The sequence below is a fragment of the Pseudonocardia sulfidoxydans NBRC 16205 genome (assembly GCF_007989085.1).
Lineage (GTDB): Bacteria > Actinomycetota > Actinomycetes > Mycobacteriales > Pseudonocardiaceae > Pseudonocardia > Pseudonocardia sulfidoxydans.
On sequence record NZ_BJVJ01000002.1, the window covers coordinates 64,346 to 87,453 of the forward strand.

Genomic DNA, 23,108 nt, shown 5'->3' on the forward strand with positions numbered 1-23,108 from the left:
ACCGGCATGATCTGCCGATGGTCGTCGAGGTACTCGCCGTCGTCGTCGTGGCGCTGGTCGCGCTGCTGCACCTGTACATCCTGGTGCTGGAGATGTTCTTGTGGCGCACGCCGCGGGCCCGGGCCGCGTTCGGCACCACGCCGGAGTTCGCCGAGGCCACCGCGACGCTCGCGGCCAACCAGGGCCTCTACAACGGGTTCCTCGCGGCCGGGCTGATCTGGTCGCTGATCGCCGGTGGCGCGCTCGGGCACGCCGTCGCCCTGTTCTTCATGGCGTGCGTGCTCGTCGCCGGCGTCTACGGCGGGCTCACCGCGTCGCGGCGCATCCTGTTCGTGCAGGCCGCGCCCGCGGCGGTCGGGATCGTGCTGCTGCTCCTGGCCTGAGCGGCTACTCGATGCCGGGCATCATCTTGCGGCGCAGGTCGGCCAGCATGTCCTGGACGGGTGCCGCCGCGGGGCCCGCGCTGTCGGGCGCCGAGCCGATGCCCATCGCCGTGAGCAGCTCCGACGCCGCCTTGGCCGGGTCGCCGCTCTCGCCCAGCACCGGGTGCAGGCCCAGGTCGGCGAGGTGATGGAACACCAGGTTGACGACGCTCCACGGGTTGAAGGTCTCCTGGGTGTCCGCCTCGCTCATTGCGTGTCCTCGCTCATCGTTCGTCCGGGATCTTCCGCCGTGCCCCGGGTCACACGCGACCCTTTCCCCGCGCGGGCCGGTCGTCAAGGTGGCGCGGCGTCGCAACATGAGACACCTGGCCCGGGCGCAACCCGACGGTCCTCGCGGGGCCCCGGGACAGCAGTACGGTTGCGCGCCGCCCTGGCGCACGGCGATCCGTTGCGGCGCAGGCACCCACGGTTGCCGACGTGACCGTTTCCGCCCGTCGCGGCATGCGCCGCGGCCCACGGCCGTACGATGCCCGACGTGTCCGCTGCACGTGCCGAGCGACTGGTCAACCTGGTCCTCTGCCTGCTCTCGACCCGGCAGTACCTGTCGGCCGAGCGGATCCGCGACACCGTCCCCGGCTACGCCGACGCCCCCAGCGACGAGGCGTTCTTCCGGATGTTCGAGCGCGACAAGTCCGAGCTGCGCGAGCTGGGCATCCCGCTGGAGACCGGGCGCCGCTCGACGTTCGACACCGCCGACGGCTACCGCATCGCCCGCCAGGACTACGAGCTCGGCGAGATCGACCTCGACACCGAGGAAGCCGCCGCCGTCGCGCTCGCCGCCCGGCTGTGGGACTCGCCCGAGCTCGCCGGCGCCGCCCACGGCGCACTGGTGAAGCTGCGCGCCGCGGGCATCGACGTCGACGAGTCCGGCGGACCCGTGCAGCCCCGGGTACGCGCCACCGACCCGGCGTTCGGGCCGCTCATGGCCGCGGTGCAGGCCGGGCGCGCGGTCACCTTCGACCACCGCCGCGGCGGCCCGACCGGGGAGGTGGTGCGCCGCACCGTCGAACCCTGGGGGATCGTGTCCTGGCGCGGGCGCTGGTACCTCGTCGGGCACGACCGCGGCCGCGAGGCCGTCCGCTCCTTCCGCATCTCCCGCATCCTCGAACCGGTCACCGCGGTCGGCCCGGCGGGCGCGGTCGTCGTCCCGGACGGGGTCGACCTGCTGGCCCGGGTGAAGGCAGGGTTCGACCACCGGCCCGCCACCGGCACCGCCCGCATCTGGCTCCCCGCCGGGCAGGCGCACGGCCTGCGCCGCCTCGGCCGGGTCGTCGCCACCCGCGACCACGACGGCCGCGCGGGCGAAGAGCTCGAGCTGGAGCTGCGCAGCGTCGACATCGTCGCCCGCTGGCTCGCCGGACACGGCCCCGACGTCGTCGTCCTCGACCCGCCCGAGCTCGCCGCCGCCGTCCGCGACCGGTGGAAGGCGGCCGCCGCCGTGCACGAACAGGCCCGGACGTGAGCGGGCCGACATGACGGGCATCGCCGAGCGGCTGCCGCGGCTGCTGTCGCTGGTCCCGTACCTGCTGGCCCGCCCGGGCGTGCGGATCGCCGACGCCGCCGCCGACTTCGGCACCACCGAACGCCAGCTGCGTCGCGACCTGGAACTGCTGTGGATGTGCGGGCTGCCCGGGTACGGGCCGGGCGACCTGGTCGACCTCTCGTTCGCAGGCGACACCGTCACCGTCACCGAGGACGCCGGGATGCGCCGGCCCGTGCGGCTCACCACCGCCGAGGCCACCGCCCTGCTCGTGGCGCTGCGCTCGCTGGGCGACGTGCCCGGGATCGTCGACACCGCCGCCGTCCGCCGCGCCACCGCGAAGATCGAGAAAGCGGTCGGCGACGCCGGGCTCGCCGGGGTCGCCGTCGAGCTCTCCCCGGAGGAACAGGCCACCACCGCCGCCGTCCGCGGCGCCCTGGAACGCGGACACGCCCTGCGCATCACCTACTACACCGCGGGTCGCGACGCCGTCTCCCGCCGCACCATCGACCCCATGCGGCTGCTGCTCGTCGAGGGCCGCGGCTACCTGGAGGCGTGGTGCCGGCGCGCCGAGGGCGTGCGGATGTTCCGGCTCGACCGCGTCGAGGACGTCGAGGAGCTGGCCGAGCCCGCCACCCCGCCACCCGACGCCGAACCCACCGACGTCTCCGACGGCGTGTTCACCGCCCGCGACGACCACCGCACCGCTGTGCTCGAACTGCAGCCCGAGGCCCGCTGGCTCGCCGAGTACTACCCGGTCGAGGAGGTCGTCGAGGACCCCTCCGGCGACGGCCGGGCCACCGTGAGCCTGCGCTACGCCGACCCCGGCTGGCTGGTCCGGCTCGTGCTCGGGCTCGGCGGGGGAGCGCGCATCGTCGAGCCCCCCGAACTGGGCGACGCCGTCGCCGACCGGGCCGCGGCCGCGCTCGCCGCCGCCGACGTCCCCGTGTCCCCGGAAAGGACCACATGACCCCCGCCTACTGGGTCGCCGTCGCGCTCGCCGGCGCCGGCCTGCTCACGATGGTCGTCCTCGCGCTCTCGCTGGGCCTGCGGCTGCGCCGCCTCGCCCGCGACGCCGGGTCGCTGCGCACCGGCATCGCCGCGGCCACCGGGCCCATCACCGCCGCGATGGCCGCCGGCCGCTCCCGCAAGGGGACCTCGACCCCCTGACCGGGGACGTCCGGTACCGTCGGGGTGCGACCGGCATCGGTCGGGCTCCTGCACCACATCGGAAGGACCATCTCATGGGCAGCCTCGGTGGCTGGGAGATCGTCATCATCATCGGTGTCCTGGTCCTGCTCTTCGGCGCGAAGAAGCTCCCGGACATGGCGCGCTCGGTCGGCCAGTCCGCCCGCGTCTTCAAGGGCGAGATGAAGGGCATGAAGAACGACGACGAGGCCGAGGCGAAGGCCACGGGCACGCCGCAGGCGGCCCCGCCGCCCGCGCAGCTGCCCCCGCCGTCGACCTCCTCGTCGACCCCGCCGCCGGCAGGCGGGTCCACGCCGGCGCCCGGCGCCCAGGGACGCACCGACACCACGGCCTGACCCACGCACGTGGCCAGGTTCCTGCCCCGTCGCCGCCGGGCGGTCAACCCCGACGGCACGATGACGCTGATCGAGCACCTCTACGAGCTGCGCCGGCGTCTCGCGATCTCCATCCTCGCGATCCTCGTGACCACGATCTTCGGCTACATCTGGTTCGACGTCGCGATGTTCGGCATCCCCAGCCTCGGTGAGCTCCTCAAGGAGCCCTACTGCTCGCTGCCCGACTCGTCCCGGGCCGTGTTCACCGCGGACGGGTCCTGCACCCTGCTCGGCACCGGCCCGTTCGACCAGTTCATGCTGCGGCTCAAGGTCGGCGCCACGGCCGGCATCGTCCTGGCCTGCCCGGTGTGGCTCTACCAGCTGTGGGCGTTCATCACCCCCGGCCTCTACGCCAAGGAACGCAAGTTCGCGCTGACCTTCGTCTCCATCGCGGCCGTGCTCTTCGCCGCCGGCGCCGTCCTGGCCTACCTGGTGGTCTCCCAGGGCCTGGCGTTCCTGCTCACCATCGGCAGCGAGGTACAGACGACCGCGCTGACCGGCGAGTCCTACTTCGGCTTCGTCATCGCCCTGCTGCTCATCTTCGGGGTGAGCTTCGAGCTGCCCCTGCTCGTGGTGATGCTCAACCGCGTCGGCGTCGTCAGCTACGACAAGCTCCGCAGGTGGCGGCGCGGGCTGATCTTCGGCCTGTTCGTGTTCGCGGCCATCGCCACCCCCGGCCAGGACCCGATCTCGATGACCGCCCTGGCGGCGGCGCTGACCATCCTGTTCGAGATGGCGATCCAGATCGCCCGGGTCCACGACCGCGGCAAGGCCCGCCGCCGCGCCGCCGAGGGCTGGGACAGCTGGGACCCCGACGAGCCGTCACCGATCGACACCACCCCCAGCCGCATCGACCCGGCCGCACCGGTCACCCCGTCCGCGGCCCCGACGGCTGCCCCGCAGCCGCAGCGCCTCGACGACGTCACCTGACCAGGGCTCCTGACCTGCGCCGGAACCGTTGCGCCGGAGATCGTCGGCCGGATGTGACAGCCTGGTGGGGTGTCCAGCAGTCCGGCTGAGGCCTACGCCGCAGCGAAGTCCCGAGTCGCACGCCCGCACCTGACCGAGTTCACGGCCGGGTTGCCCTTCCAGCTCGACGGGTTCCAGCGCGCCGCCTGCGACGCGCTGGAGGAGGGGCACGGCGTCCTCGTGTGCGCCCCGACCGGCGCGGGCAAGACCGTCGTCGGCGAGTTCGCCGTCCACCTCGCCCTCGCCCAGGGCCTCAAGTGCTTCTACACGACGCCGATCAAGGCGTTGTCCAACCAGAAGTACGCCGACCTCGTGGCCCGCCACGGCGAGTCCGCGGTCGGGCTGCTCACCGGCGACACCTCGGTCAACGGCGACGCGCAGGTCGTCGTCATGACCACCGAGGTCCTGCGCAACATGATCTACGCCGGGTCGCGCAACCTCGACCAGCTCGGCTACGTCGTCATGGACGAGGTGCACTACCTGGCCGACCGGTTCCGCGGCGCCGTCTGGGAGGAGGTCATCCTCCAGCTCCCCGCACACGTCGCCCTGGTCAGCCTGTCCGCCACCGTGTCCAACGCCGAGGAGTTCGGCGACTGGCTCGTCACCGTCCGCGGCGACACCACCGTCGTCGTCGACGAGCACCGGCCCGTGCCGCTGTGGCAGCACATGATGGTCGGCAACCGGCTGCTCGACCTGTTCACCCAGACCGGCGGCACCGAGACGCCCGGCGCCGAGCTGCGCGTCGACCCCGACCTCGTGCGCCAGACCCGCGAGCTCGACCGGCAGTCCTCCACCGCCGTGTGGGACCGGGGCCGACGCAGCCGCGGCGCGCCCCCACCGCGCCGCGCCGGGTTCCGCCCGCCCTCACGCACCACCGTCATCGACCGGCTCGACCGCGACGGCCTGCTGCCCGCCATCACGTTCGTGTTCTCCCGCAACGGGTGCGACGCCGCCGTCGGCCAGTGCGTGCGATCCGGTCTGCGACTCACCACCGACGACGAGATCGCCGACATCCGCGCCGTCATCGAGAAGCACACCGGCGACCTCCCGCAGGCCGACCTCGGCGTCCTCGGCTACTGGGAGTGGCGCGAAGCCCTCGAACGCGGCATCGCCGCCCACCACGCCGGCCTGCTGCCCGCGTTCAAGGAGACCGTCGAGGAGCTGTTCGTCAAGGGCCTCGTCCGGTGCGTGTTCGCCACCGAAACCCTCGCGCTGGGCATCAACATGCCCGCCCGCACCGTCGTCCTCGAACGGCTCGTCAAGTACAACGGCGAGGCCCACGTCGAGCTGACGCCGGGGGAGTACACCCAGCTCACCGGCCGGGCCGGACGCCGCGGCATCGACGTCGAGGGCCACGCCGTCGTCGTCTGGCAGCCCGGGGTCGATCCCGAACGCGTCGGCGGCCTCGCCTCCACCCGCACCTACCCGCTGCGCAGCTCGTTCCGGCCCGGCTACAACATGGCCATCAACCTCGTCGCCCGGCTCGGCGTCCAACGCGCCCGCGAGCTGCTGGAGATGTCGTTCGGCCAGTTCCAGGCCGACCGCTCCGTGGTCGGCCTGGCCCGGCGCATCGAACGCAACGACGAGACCCTCGCCGGGTACGCGGCGTCGATGCAGTGCCATCTCGGCGACTTCGCCGAGTACGCCGAGCTGCGCCGCAAGGTCACCGACCGGGAGAAGGCACTGTCGCGGCAGGGCGCGTCCGACCGCCGGGCCGCCTCCGCCGACGCGCTGCGCGCCCTGCGCCCCGGCGACGTCATCGCCGTCCCGTCGGGCAAGCGGTCCGGGCTGGCCGTCGTCATCGACCCCGGCCTCGACGGCGACGACCCCCGCCCCCTCGTGCTCTCGGAGGACCGCTGGTCGGGCCGGCTGTCCACGGCCGACTTCCCGACGCCCGCCGAGGCGCTCGGCCGCATCCGGCTACCGCGCAACGTCGACATCCGGTCCCCGCGCGGACGCCGCGACCTCGCCTCGACGCTGCGCAACACCGGCATCCAGGCCCCGGCCCCGACCCGGCGCCGCGGCGGCAACAGCCACGACGATCCCGAGCTCGCCACCCTGCGCCGCGCCCTGCGCGCCCACCCGTGTCACGGCTGCGACGACCGCGAGGCCCACGCACGCTGGGGGGAGCGCTACCACCGGCTCTCCCGCGACACCGAACAGATCCGGCAGAAGGTCCGCGCCACCACCCACTCGCTGGCCCGCTCGTTCGACCGCATCCGAGCACTGCTCGCCGAACGCGGCTACGTCGTCCCGGGCGCCGACGGGGAGGCCGCCGTCACCGAGCACGGCGAGCGACTCGCCCGGCTGTGGGGCGAGTCCGATCTGCTCGCGGCGGAGTGCCTGCGCCACGGGGTGTGGGAGAACCTCGCCCCGCCCGAGCTCGCCGCCGTCGTGTCCGCGCTGGTCTACGAGTCGCGCCGCGACAACGGCCCCGTCCCGCGGGTACCCGCCGGCCCGGTGTCGGAGGCGCTGGCCGGCACGGTGCGGCTGTGGTCGGAGCTGGAGGCCGACGAGCGCCGCCACCGCATCGACCGCACCCGCGAGCCCGACCTGGGGTTCGCGTGGCCGGTGCACCGGTGGGCGCGCGGCGAGTCCCTGGCGCAGGTGCTGGCCGCCGCCGAGCAGAACGGTCACGAGCTCTCGGCGGGCGACTTCGTCCGCTGGTGCCGTCAGGTGCTCGACCTGCTCGACCAGATCGCCGGGGTCGTCGGGCGCTCGACGCCGTTCGGGCGGGTCGCCAGGGAGGCGGCGGCATCGGTCAAGCGGGGTGTCGTGGCGGCGGGGGCGGTGTAGGACCGTCGTGCAGCACCCGACGAGCAGGCACGGACGGGTCGTCCCGCGCGGCCGGTTCGCCCGGTCCTGCCGGGCCGCCGGTCACTGTGCTTTGATCGCCGGGTCACACCCCGGCGGCACGGGCGCCCCGCCGGCACGGGTACGAGGGCACAGTCGCGACGAGGAAGGTTCCCCATGAGCAATCCCCCGCACAGCGGCGACGACGCGGAGCGGGGCGGGGCCGACGCGCCGGCCGAGCAGTCGTCCTCGCCGCAGTCCCCGCCGCCCGCCGACGCTCCCTCCGCCGACGCTCCTTCCGGTGCTCCGTCCGACGCGGCGGCGGGCGAGCAGGCCGCGGGCAGCGAGTCCGCGACCGAGTCCACGAACGTCCTGCACGCGCAGCCCCCGTCGCTGCAGAAGCAGGACGCGGCCCCCGCCGAGCCCGCCGCACAGCCCGAGCCGGCCGCGCAGCCACCCGCGGAGCAGCAGGCCGCCGCCGAGCAGCAGCCCACCGGGTGGGGCCAGCAGCCCGCGCAGCCACAGTGGGGGCAGCAGCCGAGCGGCCAGTGGGCCGGTCAGGCACCGCAGGCGCCCTACGCCCAGCAGTACCCGCCGCAGCCCCAGCCGGTGTGGGACGCGCAGCGCGGCCAGTGGGTACAGCCGGGCTGGCAGCAGCCCGGCCAGCCCCCGCCCGCCGCCGGCCAGTGGGGCCAGCAGCCGCCGCAGCAGCAGTGGGCGCAGCCGGGAGCGGCGGGTGCGTGGGCCCAGCCCGGCGCCCAGGGCCAGCCGCAGGGTCACGCGCAGGGTCACGCGCAGGGCGAGCCTCCGACCGCGCCGCAGAACCCGGCGCAGCAGGCACAGACACCCCAGTGGGGTGCCTCGGCCGACGCCGGGACGCAGTACGCCGGCGCCGGCTCCCCGTGGGCCGCACCCTCGACACCGGCCGACCCGGCCGCTTCCTCGGCCGCTTCCTCGGGCGGCGACGCTGCGGCCGGCTTCGACGCCGGCGCCACCCAGCACCTCGGCGGCGCCCCGAACCAGGGCGACGCCGCCGCGTCGGCGTGGGGGCAGCCCGGGCAGACCGGGCAGCAGGCCCAGCAGTCCACTGCTCAGCTGCCCGGCGCGGAGCAACAGTGGGGCGGCCGGCAACAGCCCGCCTGGGGCGCCGGTGCGGCCGGTGCGTGGGGCCAGGGCGACCAGCAGGCCCAGCAACAACCGTGGACGCCGCAGCCCGAGGGCGGGCAGACGCCGTGGGGGTCACAGGCCGCCGGGTCCAGCGCCGGCTGGGCCGCGCAGCCGCAGCAGCAGCCGTGGCAGCCCGGCCCGTCGACCACCACACCCGCCCGCAAGCGCAGCGCCCTGCCGTGGATCATCGTCGCCTCGGTCGTCGTGCTGCTCGGTGTCGCGGCGGTGCTGCTGTTCTGGAAGCCCGGCTTCGTCGTCACCCGCGTGTTCGACCAGGCCGGCCTGCAGTCCGGCGTCGAACGGGTCCTGACCAGCGACTACGGCCACCAGGTCTCGGCCGTGTCCTGCCCCGCCGACCGCGCGGTCAAGGAGGGTGACACCTTCACCTGCTCCGCGACCGTCGACGGCGAGCCGAACACCCAGATCCCGATCCGGGTGACCAGCAGCAGCGGCAACTTCGAGGTCGGCAGGGTCTGACCCCGCAGCCCTCGTCCCGCCGAGTTCGACACCCGACTGGTTCGATCATGATCGGGAGCAGTCCGACGTCGAACTCGGCGCGTCAGCGGGCCAGGGCCGCGATCAGGCGGTCGACCGAGCCCGACAGGCCCCAAGTCTGCGCCAGCTCCGCCAGCCGCACAGGGTTCTCGGGTACGGCGGGCAGCACGTCACCGTCACCGGAGAACTCGACCGGCGCGTCCAACGCGACGCGCACGACGGGCTCCACCACCGCGAGGTAGGGAGCGGCCGCCGCCAGCTTGCCCCGCACGGGCGGGCTGAGCCGCTTGTCGTCGGTGTCGACGATCGCGTTCCGCAGCTCCTGCCACGACCCGAATCGGCTCACCAGCGCCGCCGCCGTCTTCGCGCCCACACCCGGAACGCCGGGCAGGCCGTCGGAGGGGTCGCCCCGCAGCATCGCCATCTCGGCGTAGGCCTCACCCGCGCGGTCGACGGGCACCCCGTACTTGTCCGCGACCTCCTTCGGGCCCATCGTCTCGGCCTTGGCCAGCCCGCGCCCGACGTAGATCAGCCGGACCGGGGTCGGGTCCTCGCGGACGCACTGCATGAGGTCGCGGTCGCCGCTGACGATGGACACGGCGTCGACCCTCTCGCGTGCGGCGAGGGTGCCGATGACGTCGTCGGCCTCGTAGCCCTTCGCCCCGGCCACGGCGATCCCCGCCGCCGCCAGCACCTCGAGCAGGACCGGGACCTGCGGTGCGAGGGTGTCGGGCACCTCCTCGGGGACACCGTAGGGCATGGTGTCGCGCTCGGGTCCCTCGACGCGGTGCGCCTTGTACGACGGCAGTGCCTCCACCCGGAACCGGGGCCGCCAGTCGAGGTCGAGGCAGGCAACGAGCCGGGTCGGCTTCCGCTCGGACACCAGCCGGGCGACCATGTCGGTGAACCCGCGGATCGCGTTGACCGGGGTGCCGTCGGGGGCGGTGATCGACTCCGGCACGCCGTAGTAGGCGCGGAAGTACATGCTCGCGGCGTCGAGGAGCATCAGCGTCGGGGGCGGCGTCACACCGGGCAGCTTGCCAGGTCGGGTACGCCCGCGGCGCCGGACCCGACCCTGCCGAACGTGTCAGGAGCGCTCCCACCGCGCTCCCACGACACGCTCGCCGGGGGCCCGGCACCGAACGTGAGGTCAGCGTCCCCGACCCGCTCTCACGACACGCTCGCCCGCGGCTCTGCACCGGGCGTGACGTGAGCGTCCCCAGCCCGCTCCCAGGACACGCTCGCCGGGGGCCCGGCACCGGGCGTGATGTGAGCGTCCCCGACCCGCTCTCATGACACGCTCGCCGGGGGCCCCGGCACCGAACGTGACGTGAGCGTCCCCAGCCCGCTCCCAGGACACGCTCGACGACCGGACACCCGACCCGGCCGTTGGCCCGGGCGCCCGACCGGGCGTCGGCCCGGACACCCGACCCGGGCCGCGTCCGGGGCCCGGCCTCACGGGACGACCACCCGGCGCGCAACCTGACGGTCGCGAAACCGCCGCTGGACGACCGGGAGGTTGCGGGCCGGGGTGCGGGTGGGGAACGGCGCGCCGACCCGACCGCACCCGCTCCGGTGACGACGCGTGTCGGCATAGGCTGCGCCCATGACTCCGGCCGTCCCCACCGAGCTGCTCGCCGCCCGGCTCCGCCGCGCCGGCGAGGTCGCCGCCCGACAGGGCATCGACCTGCTGCTGATCACCCCCGGCACCGATCTGCGCTACCTGCTCGGCGCGGGTGGCGAGTCCCACGAACGTCTGACGTGTCTGGTGGTGCCCGCGGCCGGGCACCGGGCGCCGCCCGCGATCGTCGTCCCGCGGCTGGAGGCGCCCGGCTACGCGGGTGTGCCGCTGGCGGAGCTGGGTGTCGACGTCGTCACCTGGACCGACGGTGAGGACCCGTATCGACTGGTCAGCGATCTGGCGGGCGGCCCGACGCGGGTGGCGGTGGCCGACACGATGCCGGCGGTGCACGTGTTCGGGGTGCGCGACGCGCTGCCCGACGTCACCCAGAAGCTGGCAGGCCCGGTGATCCGGGAGCTGCGGATGCGCAAGGACGCCGCCGAGGTCGCACAGCTGCGCGAGGCCGGCGCGGCGATCGACCGGGTCCACGCCCGCATGGGCGAGTTCCTCGCGGCAGGGCGGACCGAGGCCGCGATCGGCGCCGACATCGCCGCCGCGATCGTCGAGGAGGGCCACACCAGCGCGGCGTTCGTGATCGTGGGGTCCGGCCCCAACGGCGCGAGCCCGCACCACGACGTGTCGGACCGGGTCGTCGAGCGCGGCGACGTCGTCGTCATCGACATCGGTGGCCCGCTGCCGGGCGGCTACTACTCGGACTCGACGCGCACCTACGCGGTGGGCGCGGCGCCGTCGGCGGAGGTCGCCGAGACCTACGCGGTGCTGCAGGACGCCCAGGAGCGCTCGGTGGCGTCGGTGAAGCCGGGGGTGACGGCCGAGCAGGTCGACGCCGCGGCCCGTGAGCCCATCGCGGCGGCCGGTTTCGGGGAGAAGTTCGTGCACCGCACCGGCCACGGCATCGGCCTGGACGTGCACGAGGACCCCTACATCGTCGGCGGCAACGCGTTGCCGCTGGAACCGGGCATGGCGTTCAGTGTGGAGCCGGGCATCTACCTCGACGGGGCGTGGGGCGCCCGGATCGAGGACATCGTCGTCGTCACCGAGACGGGCTGTGAGCGGCTCAACTCGCGGCCGCGGGACCTGGTCGTCCTGGACTGAGACCGGCGACGGGCTGCAGGGGCCCGTCGGCCGTCGGCAGGCAGGCCGCCGAGGGCGCACCGCTGCGGACGAACTGTCGCAGGCAGCCACCGATGGCGGCGTGCCCGGCGGCGTTGGGGTGGAACGACTCCTGCACCATCGCCATCCCCGGACCGCCGTGGCGCAGCGCCTCGGGGGCGACGGTGAGCCGGCGCTGCCATTCCGCCGACGGGTCGTCACGGCTGCAGGCCTCCCGGCCCTCGGTGGCGCGCGACAGGTCGAGGAACCGCGCCCCGGCCCGGGCCGCGACGCCGGCGAGCGCGGCGGAGAGCTCGGGGAGGGCGACGGTGCGGGCCCAGCCGGCGTCGGCGCGGTGGTACGGGCAGCCGCGGGTGCTGTGGAAGCGGCCCATCCGCTCGGTCACGGGTGAGGCGTAGGACAGCAGGACCAGGACGTAGCCGTCGTCGGCGTAGCCGGCGTCGCGCATCGCCGAGCGGATGTCGGCGACGGTCGCCTCGACCTTGGGGACGGTTGCGGCCAGCCGCGCGGGCCAGGTGGCCGCGGCCGCCTCACCGCAGGGGCCCTGCCGCGGGTCGAGGAACGCCCGGATGCAGCCGGTCAGGACGGTGGTGAGGGCGACGTCGTCGTTGGAGCCGACCTGCAGCGTCACCGTCGTGACCCGGTGCGCGCGGGCGGCCGCCGCGAGCCGCGCCGCCTGCGAGCCGCGGCCGGCGTCGAGGCGCACGGCGGCGGTGTCGGCGCCGGAGCAGGCCAGGTTCACGGTGACCGGCGCGAGCCCACTGCGGTGGACGTAGGCGGCGGGGGAGCGGTGGCACCAGTTGCCGGCCTCGCCGCGGGTGCCGGCCTCGTAGTCGCCCGCCCCCTCGCCGGAGGCCGTGCTGTCCCCGAGCGCGACGACGGCCTCGGCGGGAGAGGCCGCGGCAGGTACCGCGCCGAGGGTCACGGCGACGCCGACGGTGAGCAGCAGCACGGCCCAGAGCCGCAGGCCGGAACGGAAGTCGATCACCCGGCGGACGTTACGGCCGCGGACCGCCCCCGCAGGCCGGATCGGGCCGACCTGTGGATCGCCGGCGCACATGTGGACAACCAGGGGCGGACTCCGGGACGCTCTCCGGGCCTTCCCCGAGGGAACCGGGCCGTCGTGGCAGGAAAGTAGAGGTCGGACGGCGAGACACGCCGCACCGGAAGGAGCACCAGTGACCACCACCGCCACCCTGACCCGCCCCGAGAACGGCCGGATGATCGCGGGAGTGTGCGCCGGGCTCGCCGACCGCTTCGGCTGGAACGTGGGCACGGTCCGCCTGCTGTTCCTGCTGTCCTGTCTGCTGCCCGGCCCGCAGTTCGTCGTCTACCTCGTGCTGTGGGTGCTCATCCCTCGTCGCGGCTGGTGACCGAGCGGTTGGTGACCGAGCGGTTGGTGACCGAGCGGTTGGTGACCGAGCGGCTGGTGACGACCCGGCGCCGCCGGCCGCGGGGGGCGGTCGGCGGCGCCGGGCGACCCGTCGGGTAGACCTGGGTCCGTGCGCAGCCTGCTCGTCGGCGTCCGGGTCCTCGATCCCGCCGGCCCGTCCGTCGACGGACCGGCCGCCGTCGAAACCGACGGCGACACCGTCACGTGGGTCGGCCCCGCCGCCGAGGCGGCCGCCCGGGCGGTCGGCGCGCACGTCCTCGAGGTCCCCGGCACGACGCTGACGCCGACGTTCGTCGACGCCCATGTCCACGCCACCTCGTCGGGCCTGTTGCTCACCGGTCTCGATCTCGGCACCTGTCGCAGCGCCACCCAGCTGCTCGACGCGCTCGCCGCGCACGCCGCCGGCCACGACGGTGACGTCGTGTGGGGGCACGGCTGGGCCGAGGACGACTGGGCCGACCCCACGCCGCCGTCGCGCGCCGCGATCGACCGCGCCACCGGCGGCCGCCCCACCTATCTGACCAGGGTCGACGTGCACTCCGCGCTGGTGTCGTCGGCGCTGGTCGACCGGGCGCGCGACGCCGTCGACGCGGAGGGCTGGTCGTCGTCGGGGCCGTTGTCGGCCGACGCGCACCATCACGTCCGCCGCGCCGCGCTCGCGGCGGTGGGCCGCGACCAGCGTGACCGCGCGCAGCGCTCGTTCCTCGCCGCGGCGGCCCGTGCCGGGATCGGCACCGTCCACGAGTGCGCGGGCCCGGTGGTGTCCGGCCGGGAGGACCTCGCCGCGTTGCTGACCGTCGACGCGGGGGTCGACGTCGTCGGCTACTGGGGTGAGGCCGTCGAGACCGCCCGCGACGCCCGTGCGCTGCTGGCCGCGACCGGTGCGCAGGGGCTGGCGGGGGACCTGTTCGTCGACGGCTCGCTCGGCTCGCGCACCGCCGCCCTGCGCGACCCGTACCGCGACGCCGACCATCGCGGGCGCACCTTCGTCTCCGCCGACGCGGTGGTCGCGCACCTGGTCGCGTGCTCGACGGCCGGGGTGCAGGCCGGGTTCCACGCGATCGGCGACGCCGCGATCGACCGGGTCCTCGACGGGCTGGCCGCCGCGGCCGAGGCCGTCCCGGCGCAGATGGTGCGCGACGCCCGGCACCGCATCGAGCACCTGGAGATGCCCGACCCCGCGCGGCTGGCGCTGCTGGCCGACCTGGGCGTCGTCGCCAGCGTCCAGCCGGCGTTCGACGCGGCCTGGGGCGGCCCGGGCGGGCTGTACGCGGGACGGCTGGGCGTCGACCGGGCGGCGGGGATGAACCCGTTCGCCGCGCTGCGGGCCGCCGGGGTGGCGCTGGCGTTCGGTTCGGACTCACCGGTCACCGCGCTCGACCCGTGGGGCGCCGTGCGGGCCGCCGCGGCGCACCGCACACCCGGCAGCGGCGTCGGTGCCGACGTCGCGTTCGCCGCGCACGTCACCGGCGGGCACCACGCCGCGCGCAGCACGGACCCCCTCGCGGGGCGGATCGTCGCGGGCGCGCGGGCCGGCTGGGCGCTGTGGGACGGCGACCCGAGCGACGGCGCCGCCGGTCGCTGCCTGCGGACCGTTCACCGGGGCAGGGTGCTGTTCGACGCGCTCGGCGGCGACGACCGGTTGCCGCTCGCCGGGGGATGACCCCACCTGCGGTTTCGTGGGGTGAACCCCACTCCGGAGCCGCCTGCTGCTGTGCCATCATCTTCCTCGTGAACACGTGGACGAGCGCTCGCCCCCAGGGCGCCTGCTGTCCGGGCTGTTGTCGCTGTCTCTGTAGCAGCTGACCCCCCGGACCCGTTCACCCTGCCGCGAGCGCGGCACTCACACCCTGCGAGCTTCCGATGATCCGCACCCCCGACCTCACCGGTCACACCGTTCTCGCCCTGCACGCCCACCCCGACGACGAGTCGATCTTCACGGGCATCACGCTGCGCCGTCTGGCCGACGCCGGCGCCCGCGTCGTCCTGGTGATGGCGACCAACGGCGACATGGGCGAGTCCCGCACCGGGCTCGCCGCGGGCGAGAGCATCGCCCAGCGCCGCACCGCCGAGCTCGAGCGCTCCGCCGAGCTGCTGGGCGTCGACCGGCTGGTCATGCTCGACCGTCGCGACTCCGGCCTCCCGGGCTGGGCCAGCAACAACCACCCGCTGGCCCTGGCCGCCGCCCAGCCGCTCACGCTGGCCGGCCGTGTCGCGGAGATCGCCGATGCCGAGGGCGCCGACACCGTCATCTACGACGACGAGGCCGGCATCTACGGCCACCCGGACCACCGCATGTCGCACACCATCGGGGCCATCGCCGCCGACATCGTGGGCGCCACCGGCTACCGGATGACCGTCGACCGCGAGCACCTGCACCTCGCCGCCCCGGACGGGCACCTGGTGCACGGGGCGGCCCGCTCCGCGCGGGTCGCGTTCGGCCGCACCACCGCCGAGATCACCCTCGCCGTCACCGGCGAGCAGCGCCACCTCGACATCAAGCGCGACGCGATCGCCGCGCACTCGTCGCAGATCGGCCCGGAGCACCTGCCGGCCGACCTCGCGCCCGCCTACGGCTACGAGTGGTTCGTCCGCAGCGGCGCCCCCGGCGTCCTCGACGAGCTGGGCAACGCCCACTTCTTCGCCGGTCTGCCGGCCGCCGCGTGACCTCATCCCCGCCCCACGTGGGCGGGCCGTAGGCTCACCGCGTGGCCGCACCCACCGTGACCGCCGGGCGGGCGTCCGAGCCGCCCGCACCGTCACGCCGCCGGGCGCGCGTCGACGCCCTGCTGCGGCTGCTCGTCGCGGCCGGAGCCGGTGTCCTGCTCTACGCGAGCTTCCCGCCCCGGACGCTGTGGTGGCTCGCCCCGATCGCGTTCGCGCTGCTCGGCGCCGTGCTGCGGGGCCGCCGCGCGCGGGCCGGGTTCCTGCTCGGGTTCGTGTTCGGCCTCGGGTTCCTGCTGCCGCTGCTGCACTGGACGGGTGGCTACGTCGGCGCGCTGCCGTGGATCGCGCTGTCGGTGGCCGAGGCGGTGTTCATGGGCGCGGCGGCCGCGGGCATGGCGCGGGTGTCGACGTTGCCGGCCGGGCCGCTGTGGGCGGCCGCGGTGTGGATCGCGGGGGAGGCCGTCCGAAGCCGCGTCCCGTTCGGCGGGTTCCCGTGGGGGCGCATCGGGTTCGGTCAGGCCGACAGTCCGCTGCTGCCCGTCGCGTCCGTGGGTGGGGTGGAGTTCCTCGGCTTCGTGACGGTGCTGGCGGGCCTCGCGATCGCCGAGACCGCACGCCGGTTGGCCGAGCCGGCCGGGCGGCGGCGCGCCGCGTGGCCGGCGGTCCTGCTCGTCCTGGCGATCGCGGCGGGCCCGTTGGCGCTGCTCGTGCCCGTCACGAGCACCGCGCCGTCGACGACGGTCGTGGTGGCCGCGATCCAGGGCAACGTTCCCCGGCTGGGTCTGGACTTCAACGCCCAGCGCCGCGCCGTCCTCGACAACCACGTCGCGGTGACCGAGCAGCTCGCCGCCGACGTCGCCGCCGGTCGACAGCCGCAGCCCGAGATCGTGATCTGGCCGGAGAACTCCTCCGACATCGACCCGCTGCGCAACCCCGACGCCGCCGCCCGCATCGACGAGGCCGCCGCCGCGATCAGGGCGCCCATCCTCGTCGGCGCCGTGCTGGTCAACCCCGACGGGCGGACGACGTCCAACTCGGCGCTGGTGTGGCAGGCCGGGTCCGGGGTCGTCGAGCGCACCGACAAACGTCGCGTGATGCCGTTCGGGGAGTACATGCCGTGGCGGTCGTTCTTCCGGATCTTCTCGTCCTACGTCGACCGGGCCGGCAACTTCGTACCGGGTCCCGGCGCGGGTGTCGTCGACATGGCCGGGGTGCGGGTCGGCGTCGCGATCTGCTGGGAGGTCGCCTTCGACGACCTGGTCGACGACAGTGTCGACGCCGGCGCCTCCATGCTCGCCGTCCCGAGCAACAACGCGACGTTCGGGCTGTCGGAGATGACGTTCCAGCAGCTGGCGATGTCGCGGGTGCGGGCCGTCGAGCACGACCGCTCGGTGATCGTGGCGACCACGTCGGGCGTCTCGGCGACGATCGGCCCGGACGGCACGGTGACGGCCCGGACCGGGCAGTTCGTGCCGGGAGTCCTGGTCGATCGAACCGTGCTGGAGCACACGACTACGCTTGCGACCCGGCTGCGGTCGGCTCCGGAGTGGGCGCTGACCGCGGTCGGCGTCCTGGCCATCGGCGCCGCGGTCATCCGCGGCCGGCGCGGCCGGGTCGCAACGGGAGGACCGCACGACGTGGCCCCCGCCGTACGAGAGGACGGACATGGCTGAGCCCGTCGGGCCGGTGCTCGTGGTGATCCCCACGTATCAGGAGCGCGAGAACATCGCCCTGATCGTGAAGCGGGTCCACGCGTCGGTACCGGAGGCCGACGTGCTCGTCGTCGACGACGGCAGCCCCGACGGCACCGGGGAGCTGGCCGACGAGATGGCGGCCGCCGACGACCGCGTGAAGGTCCTGCACCGCACCGAGAAGGCCGGGCTGGGCGCGGCGTACGTCGCCGGGTTCGGGCAGGCGCTCGCCGGGCCCTACCAGGTGATCGTCGAGATGGATGCCGACGGATCGCACGCCCCGGAGGACCTGCCGGAGCTGCTCGCGGCGCTGGAGTCGGGCGGGGGAGCCGACCTCGTGCTGGGGTCGCGGTACGTGCCGGGCGGGCGGGTCGTGAACTGGCCGGTGAACCGCCAGCTGCTCTCGCGCGGGGCGAACCTGTATGCGCGGCTGGCGCTGGGTGCGCCGATCAAGGACATCACGGGCGGCTACCGGGCGTTCCGTCGTCAGGTGCTCGAGGACCTCGACATCTCGACGGTCGCGTCGACGGGCTACTGCTTCCAGGTCGACATGGCGTGGCGCACGCAGCAGGCCGGGTTCCGGGTGCGCGAGGTGCCCATCACCTTCACCGAACGTGAGCTCGGCGCGTCCAAGATGAGCATCGAGGTGATGCTCGAGGCGCTGTACCGGATCGCGACGTGGGGCGTGGCGCACCGGTTCCGGCGGTTCCGCCGCCGGGCGCGCGCCTCCTGACCGGGCGCTGCGCGCACGGGGAGACATGGAAAAGCCGGAGCCGGGCCCCACGGGAGGTGGCCCGGCTCCGGCTGGTTCCGCGGCGATCGCCGCACCGGCTCGCCCTCGACGGGCGGGCGGTGTCAGGCGATCTCGGCGCGCCGCTCGCGCAGCAGCTCGAGACGCTCGGAGAGCAGCTCCTCGAGCTCACCCAGGGAACGACGCTCGAGGAGCATGTCCCAGTGGGTGCGCGGCGGCTTGGTCTTCTTCTGCTCCGGCTCGGCCCCGTCGACCCGCTTGCCGAGGCCACCCTGGGGAGACTCCCAGGTGGCGGGGGCCTCCGCGTCGTTGGCGAACGGCACCTCGAACTCGTGGCCGTTCGGGGACACATAGCGGACGATCTGCCGCGGTGCGAGGTCGTGGTTGCGGTCGGTCTCGTAGCTGACAGCCCCGAGCCGGCTGCCACGGAGCACGCGGTCGGCCATGCGTCACCCTCCCGTCCTCAGCCGAGGGACGTTGCCCTCGACGGTTGCGTACCTGCCACGCGGTGTAACGTCACCGGCACAGGCGTTCATTCCCAATCGTTGGGCGCCCGTGCAGGTGTCGGTCACTGTCGACCGTCGCCTGATCCCGGACGCCCCGACAGCAGAGTGTCCACTATCCGACGCACTGACACACGCAGTTGTGACGCGTCCGCTATATGTGACTTAGCTCACACCCGTCCGGCCTGTTGTTCACGCCGCCGAAATGTGCGGTTACCGGGGCTCACCCGGCCGTCACGACGGCGTGGTCGAACGGGCCGGATCGGCCGGGACGTCGCGGCTCGGCGGACGCACCCGCCACATCGCGAGCAGCCCAAGCAGGAGCACCACGAGGATGCCGATGATGCCCGCGCGGTCGCTGCCGTACACGAAGGTGAACAGCCCGACGAGGGTCGGAGCCAGGAACGAGACCGCGCGCCCCGTCGTCGCGTAGAGGCCGAACTGCTGCGCCTCGCGCCCGGGCGGGGCCAGCAACGCCATGTAGGTCCGCGCCGACGCCTGCGCCGGCCCGACGAACAGGCACAGCCCCAACCCGAAGATCCAGAACATCGTCGGCCCCGACAACAGGCCCAGCGTCGTACCGAACAGCAGCAGCCCGACGAGCGAGCCCATGACGACGGCCTTCGGCCCGACCCGGTCGTCGATCCAGCCCGCCGTGAGCGCGCCGAGCGCCGACACGACGTTGGCGGCCACCCCGAAGACGAGGACGTCGCTCGCGTCGATGCCGTAGACGGTCACCGCGAGTACGGCGCCGAAGGTGAAGATCGCGGCGAGGCCGTCGCGGAACAGCGCGCTGGCCCCGAGGAAGTAGAGGGTGTGCGGCGCGTTCCGGTAGAGGTCGCGCAGGTCGAGGAACAGCCGCTTGTACGAGGCGACGATGCCCAGGCGCACCTCGCGGGACCGGGCGGGCGGCTCGGGGACCGTCAGGAACAGCGGGATCGCGAACAGCGCGAACCACACCGCGGCCACGACCGCGACGAGCCGGATGTTGAGCCCGCCCTCGGTGCTCACGCCGAGCGCGCCGCCCTCGCCCGCGATCAGCCCGACGTAGACGACGAGCAGCAGGACGATCCCGCCGAAGTAGCCCATCGACCAGCCGAAGCCGGAGACGCGGCCAATGGTCGCCGGCGTCGACACCTGGCGCAGCAGCGCGTTGTAGGACACCGAGGCGAGCTCGAAGCAGACCGAGCCGACCGACAGCAGGACCAGGCCGAGCCAGAGGTAGTGCCAGTCGCTCCTCACGGCGAACAGCCCGGCCATCGAGGCGACGGTGACGGCCGTCCAGATCCCGACGGACACCTTGCGACGGCCACCGTCGGCGCGCTGCCCGATGACGGGGGCCAGCAGCGCGATGAACAGGCCCGAGATACCCAGCGACCAACCCAGCCAGCTGTTGGCGCTGACCGTGCCCGGCAGGTCCTTGCCGACGGAGTCGGTCAGGTAGACCGAGAAGACGAAGGTGAGGATGACGGCGTTGAACGCCGACGACCCGGTGTCCCACAGCCCCCACGCCGCGACCTGGCGGCGGGGGACCCGCGCCGGAACGGACGGTTCGGTCGGGACGGGAGCACTCACGCGCGCAGCGTAGCGGCGGCAGCCCGGGCCGGACCCGGTTTCACGCCGCCCACACGCCGCGTCGCTGCAGGACGCCACGCAGGACGTCCGGACGGTCGGACAGCAGCCCGTCGACGCCCATGTCGAGCAGCTCGCCCATCTCGTCGGCGGTGTCGACGGTCCAGACGTGGACCTCACGCTCGGTCGCGTGCGCGATCGCCAGCAGCGCGGCGTCGACGACGGTGAGCGCACCGAAACGGCGGGGGAGCTGCGCGAGCCCGCCGAGGACGGGTGGCAGCAGCGGCACCCGGGCCAGCAACGACAGGGGAGCGGGCAGGGCGTCGAGCCAGGCGCGGCCGCGCAGCCCGAACGCCGACAGCTGCGCCATGGACGTCATCAGCCGGTCACCGGCCGCGGCACGGGCCTGCCGCAGCCAGCGTTCGTCGAAGGAGCCGAGGCAGACCCGGTGCCAGGCGTCGGCGCGGTCGAGGAGGTCGAGCGTCGGCAGCACCGCGGCGGCGGACTTGATCTCGATGGTGATGCGGGTGTCGGGGAGCTCGGCGAGGACCCGCTCCAGGCGCGGCACGGGTTCCCTGCCGGCGACCTTCGCGCGTTCGATCTCGGCGGCGGGCAGCGTCGCGAGCAGGCCCCGACCGTCGGTGGTGCGGTCCAGCGAACGGTCGTGGTGGACCATCACGACGCCGTCGACGCTGGCGTGCACGTCCATCTCCAGGTAGCCGAAGCCCTCGTCGACGGCCCGGTGGAACGCGGCGAGGGTGTTCTCGCAGCCGGCGAGCTCGCCGACGTGCCAGCCGCGGTGGGCGTAGGCGCGCGGGTAGGGCCCGTCGAGGTAGGGGTGGCGGGACACGTGCCCAGCCTGCCAGCCGGGGCCGTCCGGGCGCGACGACGTCCGGCGGACGCCGGGGTGAACGACTCAGCGGCGCCGCGGGAGCCGCGGGCGCTCCGACGCCAGCAGCGGCGCCATGAGGTCGCCGTGCTCGGCGAGGCGGGCGGGGAGGTCGTCGAGGGTGAAGACGAGGTCGCCGGGGGCGCGGCAGGCGCGCACCTCGTCCCACGTCACCGGTGTGGCGACGGTGGGGCGGGCCCGCCCGCGCAGCGAGTAGCTCGCGATCGTCGTCTTCGCCGGGTTGTTCTGGCTCCAGTCGACGAACACCTTGCCGCGCCTGCGCGCCTTGGCCATGACGGCGGTGACGCGGCGCGGCATGTCGGCGGCCAGCGTCTCGGCGATGTCGCGGGCGTACTCGCCGGTGCGTTCGGCGTCGGGCACCGTGACCGGCACGTAGACCTGCATGCCCTTGCTGCCGCTGGTCCGCGGGTGCGCGGTGAGACCGTCGTCGGCCAGCAGCTCGACGATGCGCTCGGCGACACGGCAGCAGTCGACGATCGTCGTGCCCTCGCCGGGGTCGAGGTCGAACACGACGAGATCAGGGACGTTGCGCCCGCCGCGGGGGCCGACCGTCCACTGCGGGACGTGCAGTTCCAGCGCTGCGAGGTTCGCCGCCCACGCGAGGCCCTCGACGTCGTCGATGATCGGGAAGTCGGCGAACTCCGAGCGGCCGCCGGGCGTCCCGACCCGCGCGGTGCGCACCCACGACGGCGCGTGCCGCGACACGTCCTTCTCGAAGAACGACTGCTTCTCCACCCCGTCGGGCCAGCGCACCATCGTGACGGGCCGGTCGCGCAGGTGCGGCAGCATCACCTCGGCGACGGCGAGGTAGTGGCCCAGCACCTGCGCCTTCGTCGTGCCGGTGAGGGGGTAGAGCACCTTGTCGGGGTTGGTGAGCCTCGCCCGGCCGACGCCTTCCCGCGGCGCCGGGGGCGCCGGCTCACGGGCCGGCGCCGCAGCCGTCGTCGCCACCTCCACCCAGTCGTCGCTGTGCTTGCCGGGGCGGTAGGGCGAGTCACCCCGCTTCGCGACGACGACCGGCAGGCCCTGCTCGGCCGCGGCGTCGACGACCTCCTGCCCCGCACCGGGATAGGCCGGTGCGAGCCGCCAGGCCGGTCCGGTGAGGTCGAGGCCCTCGAGCAGCTCGCGGCGCTGCGCGAACGGCACGTCGAGGGTGTCGCGGCCGTCGAGATGGAGCAGGTCGCCGATCCAGAGCCGCGCGTCGCGGCGCGGGTTGCCGACGAGCTCGGCGTCGAGCAGCAGCGGGGTCGCCCCGATCGCGGGCCCGAACGCGCGCAGCGCCGGTACCTCCAGCTCGGCGCCGTCGGCGTCGGTGAACCGGGCGCGGCCGCCGTCGACGCGGACGACGACGCGCCTGCCCCCGAAGCCGACCTGCAGCCACCAGCCGTCCCCGGTGGGGAGCGGGCCGGGGCCGGCGAGCATCGGGAGGGCGTCGCGGGGGAGCGGGTCGCGGCCCTCGGCACCGGCGGACCGGCGCACGATCCAGCCGTCGCGACGCTGCGTGTCGCTGCGTACGAACACGAACCGGCCGCGGGCCCGCTCGCCGTGGAGCTCGACGGCGACCTCGCGCGAGGACCACTTCTGCGTCTCGTAGGTGCCGGTGTCCCAGATCGTCATCGTCCCGGCGCCGTACTCACCGGCCGGGATCTCGCCGGAGAAGTCGAGGTACTCCATCGGGTGGTCCTCGGTGCGGACCGCGAGGCGCACCGTCTCGGTGTCGACCGGCAGCCCTTTGGGCACCGCCCAGGAGACGAGGACGCCGTCGCGTTCGAGGCGGACGTCCCAGTGCAGCGCGCTCGCGTGGTGTTCCTGGACGACGAAGCGGCCGCCGGCGTGGTCGGAGCCGTCGACGACCGGCTCGTCGTGGGGGACGGGCTCGGGCGTCTTCGCCCGGTCGCGCTTGCGCCGGTACTCGTCGAGGGGCACGTGACCAGGC

The 23,108-nt window shown here is 74.5% G+C and carries 21 protein-coding genes; 14 read left to right on the forward strand and 7 right to left on the reverse strand.

Features of this window, described 5'->3' with window-relative positions:
• The first annotated feature begins 17 nt into the window (after positions 1 to 17).
• On the forward strand, positions 18 to 383 hold the full coding sequence (locus tag PSU4_RS01530; RefSeq protein WP_147101970.1) for a DUF1304 domain-containing protein: 366 nt from the start codon (positions 18 to 20) through the stop codon (positions 381 to 383).
• Positions 384 to 387: 4 nt separating this feature from the next.
• Here the strand turns inward: PSU4_RS01530 and PSU4_RS01535 are convergent, their stop codons facing one another.
• Positions 388 to 633: a hypothetical protein gene (locus PSU4_RS01535; RefSeq protein ID WP_147101972.1), complete on the reverse strand. Its 246-nt coding sequence runs from the start codon at positions 631 to 633 to the stop codon at positions 388 to 390.
• Positions 634 to 918: 285 nt separating this feature from the next.
• On the opposite strand from PSU4_RS01535, the gene PSU4_RS01540 reads away from it, so the two are divergent.
• The 7 genes from PSU4_RS01540 (at position 919) to PSU4_RS01570 (ending at position 8,912) form a co-directional block, all read left to right on the forward strand.
• Entirely contained in the window at positions 919 to 1,905 is a 987-nt protein-coding gene (locus PSU4_RS01540) for a helix-turn-helix transcriptional regulator (protein WP_147101974.1), read from the forward strand.
• A 10-nt stretch (positions 1,906 to 1,915) separates the two neighbouring features.
• Positions 1,916 to 2,893, forward strand: a complete 978-nt coding sequence (locus PSU4_RS01545) for a helix-turn-helix transcriptional regulator (RefSeq protein WP_147101977.1) — start codon at positions 1,916 to 1,918, stop codon at positions 2,891 to 2,893.
• Positions 2,890 to 3,093, forward strand: coding sequence for a hypothetical protein (locus PSU4_RS01550; RefSeq protein WP_147101978.1), 204 nt, complete (start codon positions 2,890 to 2,892; stop codon positions 3,091 to 3,093). The genes PSU4_RS01545 and PSU4_RS01550 overlap by 4 nt, the downstream gene beginning before the upstream one ends.
• A 74-nt stretch (positions 3,094 to 3,167) precedes the next feature.
• Positions 3,168 to 3,467 (forward strand): Sec-independent protein translocase subunit TatA, encoded by a 300-nt coding sequence (gene tatA / locus PSU4_RS32135; protein ID WP_246114893.1) that lies wholly within the window; start codon positions 3,168 to 3,170, stop codon positions 3,465 to 3,467.
• Between the two features lie 60 nt (positions 3,468 to 3,527).
• Complete coding sequence (tatC, locus tag PSU4_RS01560) at positions 3,528 to 4,436, forward strand: twin-arginine translocase subunit TatC (RefSeq protein ID WP_147102183.1); 909 nt, start codon at positions 3,528 to 3,530, stop codon at positions 4,434 to 4,436.
• Between the two features lie 69 nt (positions 4,437 to 4,505).
• Complete coding sequence (locus PSU4_RS01565; RefSeq protein WP_147101980.1) at positions 4,506 to 7,271, forward strand: DEAD/DEAH box helicase; 2,766 nt, start codon at positions 4,506 to 4,508, stop codon at positions 7,269 to 7,271.
• Between the two features lie 174 nt (positions 7,272 to 7,445).
• Entirely contained in the window at positions 7,446 to 8,912 is a 1,467-nt protein-coding gene (locus PSU4_RS01570) for a DUF4333 domain-containing protein (RefSeq protein ID WP_147101982.1), read from the forward strand.
• 82 nt (positions 8,913 to 8,994) lie between these two features.
• On the opposite strand, the gene PSU4_RS01575 is transcribed toward PSU4_RS01570, so the two are convergent.
• Positions 8,995 to 9,936 (reverse strand): 5'-3' exonuclease, encoded by a 942-nt coding sequence (locus tag PSU4_RS01575; protein WP_186816696.1) that lies wholly within the window; start codon positions 9,934 to 9,936, stop codon positions 8,995 to 8,997.
• A 600-nt stretch (positions 9,937 to 10,536) separates the two neighbouring features.
• Here PSU4_RS01575 and PSU4_RS01580 point away from each other — a divergent pair.
• Positions 10,537 to 11,667, forward strand: coding sequence for a M24 family metallopeptidase (locus PSU4_RS01580; RefSeq protein WP_147101986.1), 1,131 nt, complete (start codon positions 10,537 to 10,539; stop codon positions 11,665 to 11,667).
• On the opposite strand, the gene PSU4_RS01585 is transcribed toward PSU4_RS01580, so the two are convergent.
• Positions 11,630 to 12,673, reverse strand: a complete 1,044-nt coding sequence (locus tag PSU4_RS01585; RefSeq protein ID WP_246114894.1) for a GDSL-type esterase/lipase family protein — start codon at positions 12,671 to 12,673, stop codon at positions 11,630 to 11,632. The two genes, PSU4_RS01580 and PSU4_RS01585, sit on opposite strands and share 38 nt — an antisense overlap.
• Before the next feature lie 190 nt (positions 12,674 to 12,863).
• On the opposite strand from PSU4_RS01585, the gene PSU4_RS01590 reads away from it, so the two are divergent.
• The 5 genes from PSU4_RS01590 (at position 12,864) to PSU4_RS01610 (ending at position 18,169) form a co-directional block, all read left to right on the forward strand.
• Positions 12,864 to 13,058 carry a PspC domain-containing protein gene (locus PSU4_RS01590; protein ID WP_186816689.1) on the forward strand — a complete coding sequence of 65 codons (195 nt, stop codon included), beginning with the start codon at positions 12,864 to 12,866 and terminating at the stop codon, positions 13,056 to 13,058.
• Between the two features lie 129 nt (positions 13,059 to 13,187).
• Entirely contained in the window at positions 13,188 to 14,741 is a 1,554-nt protein-coding gene (locus tag PSU4_RS01595; RefSeq protein ID WP_147101990.1) for an amidohydrolase, read from the forward strand.
• 200 nt (positions 14,742 to 14,941) lie between these two features.
• A complete protein-coding gene (locus tag PSU4_RS01600; protein ID WP_147101992.1) occupies positions 14,942 to 15,745 on the forward strand; it encodes a PIG-L deacetylase family protein in 804 nt (267 codons plus the stop codon).
• A gap of 41 nt (positions 15,746 to 15,786) precedes the next feature.
• Positions 15,787 to 17,418, forward strand: a complete 1,632-nt coding sequence (gene lnt, locus PSU4_RS01605; protein ID WP_147101994.1) for an apolipoprotein N-acyltransferase — start codon at positions 15,787 to 15,789, stop codon at positions 17,416 to 17,418.
• Entirely contained in the window at positions 17,411 to 18,169 is a 759-nt protein-coding gene (locus tag PSU4_RS01610) for a polyprenol monophosphomannose synthase (protein ID WP_147101996.1), read from the forward strand. Before lnt ends, PSU4_RS01610 begins: the two co-directional genes overlap by 8 nt.
• A gap of 122 nt (positions 18,170 to 18,291) precedes the next feature.
• Here PSU4_RS01610 and PSU4_RS01615 read toward each other — a convergent pair whose 3' ends face one another.
• The 4 genes from PSU4_RS01615 to ligD form a co-directional block, all read right to left on the reverse strand.
• Positions 18,292 to 18,633 carry an RNA polymerase-binding protein RbpA gene (locus PSU4_RS01615; RefSeq protein ID WP_147101999.1) on the reverse strand — a complete coding sequence of 114 codons (342 nt, stop codon included), beginning with the start codon at positions 18,631 to 18,633 and terminating at the stop codon, positions 18,292 to 18,294.
• 291 nt (positions 18,634 to 18,924) lie between these two features.
• Positions 18,925 to 20,265 (reverse strand): MFS transporter, encoded by a 1,341-nt coding sequence (locus tag PSU4_RS01620; protein ID WP_147102001.1) that lies wholly within the window; start codon positions 20,263 to 20,265, stop codon positions 18,925 to 18,927.
• A gap of 40 nt (positions 20,266 to 20,305) precedes the next feature.
• Positions 20,306 to 21,112 carry a glycerophosphodiester phosphodiesterase family protein gene (locus PSU4_RS01625; RefSeq protein WP_147102003.1) on the reverse strand — a complete coding sequence of 269 codons (807 nt, stop codon included), beginning with the start codon at positions 21,110 to 21,112 and terminating at the stop codon, positions 20,306 to 20,308.
• Positions 21,113 to 21,178: 66 nt separating this feature from the next.
• Entirely contained in the window at positions 21,179 to 23,098 is a 1,920-nt protein-coding gene (ligD, locus tag PSU4_RS32880) for a non-homologous end-joining DNA ligase (RefSeq protein WP_222596139.1), read from the reverse strand.
• Positions 23,099 to 23,108 lie beyond the last annotated feature (10 nt).